Source organism: Methylobacterium sp. FW306-05-D, from assembly GCF_058782155.1.
Genome location: NZ_JBYSXL010000156.1, coordinates 1 through 2776, shown reverse-complemented (window position 1 = coordinate 2776; position 2776 = coordinate 1). Strand labels below are relative to the sequence as shown.

Here is a 2776-nt window from a genome sequence, read left to right as displayed (position 1 = left end):
GCGCGGCGGCGACCGCGGCGGGGATTACGGCGGCGGTGGCCGCGCCTCCGGCGGTGGCGGCGAGCGCCGGCCGGCCTCGGGCGGCGGGGGCTCGAAGCCGAACTTCGATCTCGACGACGACATCCCGTTCTAGGTCGAGACCAGCGTCGATGACCGCGTGGTACGCCAGCCCCCGCCGGTCATCGACGCGAGCCCGGGATCATTTCCCCGCCTCGTTCGTCTCCTGTGAAGGCCAAGCTCGCCGCGCCATCCCGCGCGGGGGCTCCGGCCGGGCAGGCAGAGGTATCCCGTGAGCATCGGACTGATCGCACTCCTCGATGACATCGCGGGTCTCGCCAAGGTGGCGGCGGCCTCCCTTGACGACGTCGCGGCCCAGGCGGGCCGCGCCGGCGTGAAGGCGGCCGGCGTCGTCATCGACGATGCCGCGGTGACGCCGCGCTACGTGGTGGGCTTCGCCGCCGAGCGCGAGCTCCCCATCGTCGGGCGCATCGCGCTGGGCTCCCTGCGCAACAAGCTGCTGTTCCTGCTGCCCGCCGCCCTGGCGCTCGGCGCCTTCGCCCCCTGGGCCATCACGCCCCTGCTGATGCTCGGAGGTGCCTATCTCTGCTACGAGGGCAGCGAGAAGGTCTACGAGGCGCTGGTCCCGCACGAGGCCCACGCCCACGCGGCGAAGCGCGACGCGTCCGCCGGGGACGCCCGGGCCCTGGAGGACCAGAAGGTCTCCAGCGCGATCAAGACGGATTTCATCCTCTCGGCCGAGATCATGGCCATCACCCTGGCGGCCCTGCCCGAGGGCTCCGTCTGGATGAAGACCGCCGTCCTCGCCGTGGTGGCGGTGGGCATCACGGTGGCGGTCTATGGCGGCGTCGCCCTGATCGTGAAGGCCGACGATGCCGGGGTCGCCATGGCGGCCAACACCGCGCGGTCGGCCTTCGGCGGCCTCGTGCGTGCCATCGGCCGCGGCCTCGTCAAGGGCATGCCGGGCTTCCTCAAGATCCTGGCCATCGTCGGCACCGCCGCGATGGTCTGGGTGGGCGGCGGCATCCTGGTGCACGGGCTGGAGAGCTACGGCCTGCCCCAGATCGGCCACGCCATCCACGCCGCCGCGGCGGGGGCGGCGGGCCTCGCCGGTCCGCTCGCCGGAACGGTGGAATGGCTGGTCACCGCCGCGGGCTCCGGCCTCGTCGGCCTCGTGGTCGGCGCGGCCCTGATCCCGGTGACGAGCTTCGTCCTGGCCCCCGCCTGGAACGGCCTCGCCCGCCTGCGGACGAAGGCTGCCTGACCCTCAGCGGGCGCCGCGCAGCTGGGCGAGGTGCCGGATGGCGAGTTCGTAGCCGTGGGTGCCGAAGCCCGCCATCACCGCGGTGGCGGCGAGCGACACGTAGGACTGATGGCGAAAGGCCTCGCGCCGGTGCACGTTCGAGATGTGGCACTCGATGATCGGCACCTCGCAGGCCTTGAGCGCGTCCAGGATCGCGATCGAGGTATGGGTGTAGGCGCCGGCATTGATCACGATGCCGGCCGACCCGACCCGGTAGGCCTGGACCCAGTCGATGAGCTGGTGCTCGGCGTTGCTCTGGTGGAAGGCGACGGCGAGGCCGAAGCCGGCGGCGAGGGTCCGGCAGCGGGCCTCCACGTCCGCGAGCGTGTCGTGCCCGTAGATGTGCGGCTCGCGCTGGCCCAGCAGGTTCAGGTTCGGGCCGTTCAGAATCAGGATCGTGTCGGTCATGGCGTTCCGTCATAAGGCCCCAGGGCGGGGCCGCAAAGGGTCCCGGAGCGCCTGACGCGGGGACGCCTTGCGGTCTTCGCCGTTGCCGGCCATGCCAGGCGGGAAGGGGCCGCGACAGACGCCCCCGCAGGAGGAGATTCCATGAACGCGCCCGTCGTCATCGCCGTCGCGATCACCGGCTCGGTCCCGCGCAAGTCCGACAATCCCGCCCTGCCGATCACGGTGGCCGAGCAGATCGCCTCCACGCAGGCCGCCTACGAGGCCGGAGCCGCCCTGGCGCATATCCACGTGCGCAACGACGACGAGACGCCGTCCTCGGACCCGGACCGCTTCGCCGCCGTCCAGGAGGGCCTGCGCCGGCACTGCCCGGGCATGGTCGTTCAGTTCTCCACGGGGGGGCGCGGGCGCGATCCGGCGAGCCGGGGCCTGTCCCTGCAGCACCGCCCCGACATGGCCTCCCTCTCCACGGGCTCGGTGAACTTCCCCAGCATCGTCTACGAGAACCACGCCACGCTGGTGACGGACCTCGCCGGCCGGATGAAGCACTTTGGTGTCCGTCCCGAGATCGAGATCTTCGACCTGTCGCACCTGCACGGCGCCCTGCGTCTGGTCGAGGCCGGGCTGATCGATGCCCGGCCGCACGTGCAGTTCGTCATGGGGGTGAGGAACGCGATGCCGGCCGATCCGCACCTCCTCGACCTGTTGCTCGGCGAGATGCGGCGCATCCTGCCGGAGGCGACCTGGACGGCGGCCGGGATCGGGCGACACCAGGCGGAGGTGATGGACTGGGCCCTCGCCCGCGGGGCGGACGCGGTGCGGACCGGCCTCGAGGACAACATCCGGATCAGCCGCGAGCGGCTCGCCTCCGGCAACGCGGAACTCGTCGCGCTGGCGGCCGAGGCGGTGCGGCGCCACGGGCGCCGGGTCGCCACGCCGGGGGAAGCGCGCACCGTCCTGGGGCTGCCACAGGCCTGAACGCCGAAAGCCCGCCCTGGTTTTAACCGGGGCGGGCTTTGTGGTTTGGGCTGTGTGTTTGGTTGCGGGGAC

The 2776-nt window shown here is 72.3% G+C and carries 3 protein-coding genes; 2 read left to right on the top strand and 1 reads right to left on the bottom strand.

Features of this window, described 5'->3' with window-relative positions:
* Nucleotides 1-289 precede the first annotated feature (289 nt).
* Nucleotides 290-1282: a DUF808 domain-containing protein gene (locus AC3WLN_RS23900; RefSeq protein ID WP_492485451.1), complete on the top strand. Its 993-nt coding sequence runs from the start codon at nucleotides 290-292 to the stop codon at nucleotides 1280-1282.
* A gap of 3 nt (nucleotides 1283-1285) precedes the next feature.
* Here AC3WLN_RS23900 and aroQ read toward each other — a convergent pair whose 3' ends face one another.
* Entirely contained in the window at nucleotides 1286-1729 is a 444-nt protein-coding gene (aroQ, locus tag AC3WLN_RS23895; protein WP_492485449.1) for a type II 3-dehydroquinate dehydratase, read from the bottom strand.
* A 141-nt stretch (nucleotides 1730-1870) separates the two neighbouring features.
* On the opposite strand from aroQ, the gene AC3WLN_RS23890 reads away from it, so the two are divergent.
* Complete coding sequence (locus AC3WLN_RS23890; RefSeq protein WP_492485447.1) at nucleotides 1871-2704, top strand: 3-oxoadipate:acetyl-CoA acetyltransferase; 834 nt, start codon at nucleotides 1871-1873, stop codon at nucleotides 2702-2704.
* The last annotated feature ends 72 nt before the right edge of the window (nucleotides 2705-2776 follow it).